The following is a 4,017-nucleotide window of genomic DNA, read 5'->3' as shown; positions in this document are numbered from 1 at the left end:
TTGCGGAATGGAATACTCATTTAATCGGCGACCACGAAAACGGTAAGATTTATTATGTACGTTCCAATAAATACAAAGATGATAATAACACAATGCGGTCTGCGTGGTTAACGGGATATATTGATCATGGCACGGGCTTGAAAAAACGTAGTTTAAAACTTCGACTTCGACTAAAACGTGGCGATATTACAGACGATACCACGCCGGAGTTGATGCTCCGATGGCGAGATGATGGCAGTCAGGTATGGGGCAATTCTCGGCATATAGACCTTGGCTCAATTGGTGAAAACGAGCAGTATGTAACATTACGAAGGCTTGGTATGTACCGGTCAAGGCAGTATGAATTGTCTGTGACAGATAATGTACCCATCATAATTGCTGATGCCGAAGAATATGTGGAGGTAATTCCGAGATGACAAAATATATCAGCCCAACGCCAAAGGAGTTGAAGGTATCAAAAGAAGCGGAAGGATGGTTTGAAAGAATTTATAAAGGATTATTTCTTACTATCAGAACAAAAAAAATATATCTGGAAGCACTATCAGCAGACCCGGATGACCCTTATTCAGATGATGCTGTAATATGGTTAAGTGATGGTACTGGCAGTGGTGATTCCGGAGATTTAATGATAAAAAGCACAAATTCTGGTGGAACAACAAGCACTGGAACTTTATTTAATCATACGTAAAGGAGTGTAATAAAATGGCTTGGGGTATGGCAATAGCAGGAATAGCATCGGCGATTGGCTCTATAGCAGGGGGATTGCTACAAAGTAAAGGGTCAAGTGACGCGGCAGAAGCACAAACCGCTGGTATGGGCTATGCTGCTGATGTTCGCAAAGAAATGTTTGAAAAACAAATGAAATTACAACGGCCCTTCCGGGAAGCCGGATATGAAGCATTGCCAGATTTAAGAGCTATGGCAACCGGTAGATATGACCGCACTGCAACCGATATGATGGGGCCAGAGCAAGAAGGCGTGTATAACAGACTTGCTAAATTTACTGAAAGGCCATTAGAAGAAGATCCGTACTATCAATGGCGGCTCAGTGAGGGAGAAGACGCTATAAACAAGGCTATGGCGGCCCGTGGTCTCCAGGCGAGTAGACCGGCCATTAATGCCCTTGCCGATCAACGTAGGGCTTTGACAGGGGAGATGACACAACAGCGTTATGGCCGCCTTGGACAGCAATATAATATGTTGCAGGGGACAAGAGCCAATCAATATAATAGGCTTTCTAATTTGGCAAATATTGGACAGGGAGCAGCAACGCAAGGTGTGCAATCCGCGGGTCAGTTCGGGCGGGGCATGTCAAATCTGTACGGGCAAATGGGGCAAGCTCGGGCGCAGAACGCATTAACCCAGGGTAATATTTATGGCAATATGTCGGCTAATCTTGGAGCTATGCCGATGAACATGATGGCTATACAGGCACTTCAAAATCAAGGCGGATCAAATGTCCCAGTTATAAAAGAAAAATATCCCAAGGCTTATGGTTAAATAAGGAGATAAACAATGGCAAACGGAATGAGTGATACTTTTGCCCCGATGCGGCAAGCATTTCAAAATTATCAAAACGTGCTTGCAAATATGCCTGCCTTGCGAGGGCAAAGGCTTCAAAATCAGGCTAAAGAAATGCAAATAAAGAATGCTTTGCGGGAAGCACAGCAACAGCAGCAGGTGCAGCAGTATGTTCAGCAACAGCAACAAGCAGCACAAACGCCGAAAAACGCCAATGCTCTGCAAATGGCATTAGGGCCGAGCGGATATGAAGGTATGAAAGAAGATTTGCCAAAACAAGAGTTTCAACCATTTCAGGCTCAATTAGAGGCTTGGGCTCAGGTTGACCCTACAAAAGCACGTGAGCTTCTAAAAGACGAAATGAAAACAGTGCTGGAAATGTCTAAAATAAATCCCGATGTAGCCTCGGAACGTGCAGAACAAAATCTCGGGTTCAAAATGAAGGCTGAAGGTGATGATGTGACAATGACAACCCCGGAAGGTGTAAAGGTAACAGGTTCGGCAGATTCGTTTATTGCGCTTGAAGAGTGGGATGCAAAGACGCCGGATTCAACGGTAGAGGAAAAGCAGAGAAAAGCTGCCGAGTTGGGGTTATCTTTTGAAGTACCAGGCGCAGAAGAGAAGGAACCAGAACCTTGGGAGACCAAAACTATTGAATCAGGAGATAAAATAATTACTAAAACTTATAACCCGGAAACCAAAGAATGGGAAACAGCTTCAGCCCCCCGTTGGCAAGATAAAGGAAAAGGTGCAGATTCAGTTGAACAAAAACGTAAATTGGATTTATATGCTAAAGGAGCAGATAGAATTTTAAATGATTATAAAGAATTAAAAGATACGAATGTTTGGGCAATGATTGATAATTGGGAAGAAGGCGGTATATCTACAGAAAAAGATGTAAAAAGAACTTTAGATAATGCCTTTACCAATATGCGAAATATTGCAGAAAACGGAAAAACAGCGGCTATGCGGAAAAAAGCAAAATCTGATTTACAGAAATTAAGAAATCTTCGGAATAAAATGAATAAAATTCTTGATATTGACCTTGAAACTGAAGGAGCTTATTCAATCGATAGGAATAAAGTTGATACTGATGATCCATTAGGACTTTTCAAATGAATCTTGATGAATTTAAAGAAAAATACCCGGCATATAAAAATATAGATGATGATGAACTTGCCGGCGCGCTTTATAATAAATTTTATAAAGACAAAGTGAGCCATTCTGATTTTAGAGAAAAGATCGGCCTTTCGCCGGAAGTTATGTCTTCTGAACCGGAACAGGGGATTTTGGGAAAAGCCAAAGATTTTGCCGGGGCCATAAAAGACACTGTTACCGGAAAGTCTGAGCCCGGTGTTGGACTTGTTTCAAAACAAGATTTCGAGGCTTTCAAACCGGACAGCCCATTAAAAATCCCCGAAATCCAACTGCCCGGAAGGGAGCAAAAAAAACCCGACAAAGCAAGATACGGAACCGGCCTTGTGCCTGACCTAGAAGGTAAGGGAGAAAGGGTTGAGTCTAAAGAAAAAACACCTGACTCTGAAGGTTTTGTTCACCATGAATTAATGGGAACGCCTTCTTGGCGACAAGCAGAATCACCCTCAGCGTTTAAAAAAGCTATTAATCGAATAAAAGACTCCTTTCGTATAAGCCCGGAAAAAAGCGCAAATGTTGTTGCCCTGGCCCAAGAAAACGGAATTCCCCCTCATATAGTCCTTGAGCATTACGATGAACTGACCGAAGGATTACGAACACAACCAAAACCGATGGAGCTTTATAGTGGGTTAATTACTTATCCAATTATAATGGGTTTAATGACAAATCCTACAGGGGTAATAGCCGGTCTCAGTTCTTTTATGGCCATAGACGAAATTGAAAATCTTGCTGTATCTAAAATCAAAAACGAAAAATATCATCCGCTTGGGGGGAAAGGACTTGTTGACCTTGCTCCATCACAATTAAACGATAACGCTAAAACAGCTATAGAAATATTGGATTTTATTGGAAAAGGTGCTTTAGCTGGAAAAATAGGACAGGTTGCTGACAGAACGGTTTCAAATTGGTGGAAAAATTTATCTAGTCGCGAACGAGGTCTCCAAACATTAAAAATTAATGAACGGGTAAAACAAGGAGATATGAGTTTGGGACAGGCTCTCAGGGAAAGAGCAAGACAGGCAAAGCAAGAGGGCCGATATGAAGAGCAGATGGAACAATTTATAAATGAATATGTTCGAAGTAAAAGAAAGACAAAGGCAAGACCGGAAACAAAAACCGAGCCTAAACCTGCACCTGAACCGGGAGTAAAACCTTCGGAAGAAGTTAGCAAGCCGGGTGAAATAAAAATACTGGAGAAAACACAAGAGCTAACAAAGCCCACAGAGGCCCCTGAATCTACCGGGCGACCCATTACCCCTTCCGAAACAATCGAGCCTCAATTTGAGCAAACTGTGAGGGCACAGCCGGGAAAACAACCCATAAGCGGGCCAGTCCGTCTCC

5 protein-coding genes are annotated in these 4,017 nt (G+C 42.6%); all 5 read left to right on the top strand.

The window, feature by feature from the left end:
* A partial coding sequence (locus KGY70_18300) for a hypothetical protein (protein ID MBS3777153.1) occupies positions 1-416 on the top strand: 416 nt, incomplete at its 5' end.
* A complete protein-coding gene (locus KGY70_18295; protein MBS3777152.1) occupies positions 413-688 on the top strand; it encodes a hypothetical protein in 276 nt (91 codons plus the stop codon). The genes KGY70_18300 and KGY70_18295, both read left to right, overlap by 4 nt.
* A 26-nt stretch (positions 689-714) precedes the next feature.
* The gene (locus KGY70_18290; protein MBS3777151.1) at positions 715-1,500 is read left to right on the top strand and encodes a hypothetical protein; all 786 of its coding nucleotides are present in this window, start codon (positions 715-717) and stop codon (positions 1,498-1,500) included.
* 15 nt (positions 1,501-1,515) lie between these two features.
* Complete coding sequence (locus KGY70_18285) at positions 1,516-2,640, top strand: hypothetical protein (GenBank protein ID MBS3777150.1); 1,125 nt, start codon at positions 1,516-1,518, stop codon at positions 2,638-2,640.
* Positions 2,637-4,017: hypothetical protein (locus KGY70_18280; protein ID MBS3777149.1), on the top strand; the 1,381-nt coding region annotated here is incomplete at its 3' end. The genes KGY70_18285 and KGY70_18280, both read left to right, overlap by 4 nt.

It is taken from the genome of Bacteroidales bacterium (assembly GCA_018334875.1).
GTDB lineage: Bacteria > Bacteroidota > Bacteroidia > Bacteroidales > UBA12077 > JAGXLC01.
The sequence above is the reverse complement of the archived record's forward strand: the minus strand, read 5'-3'. Positions and strand labels throughout refer to the sequence as shown.

Excerpts from the sequence above, each read along its gene's own strand:
- KGY70_18285 (MBS3777150.1), top strand. The coding sequence starts at position 1,516 with ATGGCAAACGGAATGAGTGATACTTTTGCCCCGATGCGGCAAGCATTT.
- KGY70_18295 (MBS3777152.1), top strand. The coding sequence starts at position 413 with ATGACAAAATATATCAGCCCAACGCCAAAGGAGTTGAAGGTATCAAAA.
- KGY70_18290 (MBS3777151.1), top strand. The coding sequence starts at position 715 with ATGGCAATAGCAGGAATAGCATCGGCGATTGGCTCTATAGCAGGGGGA.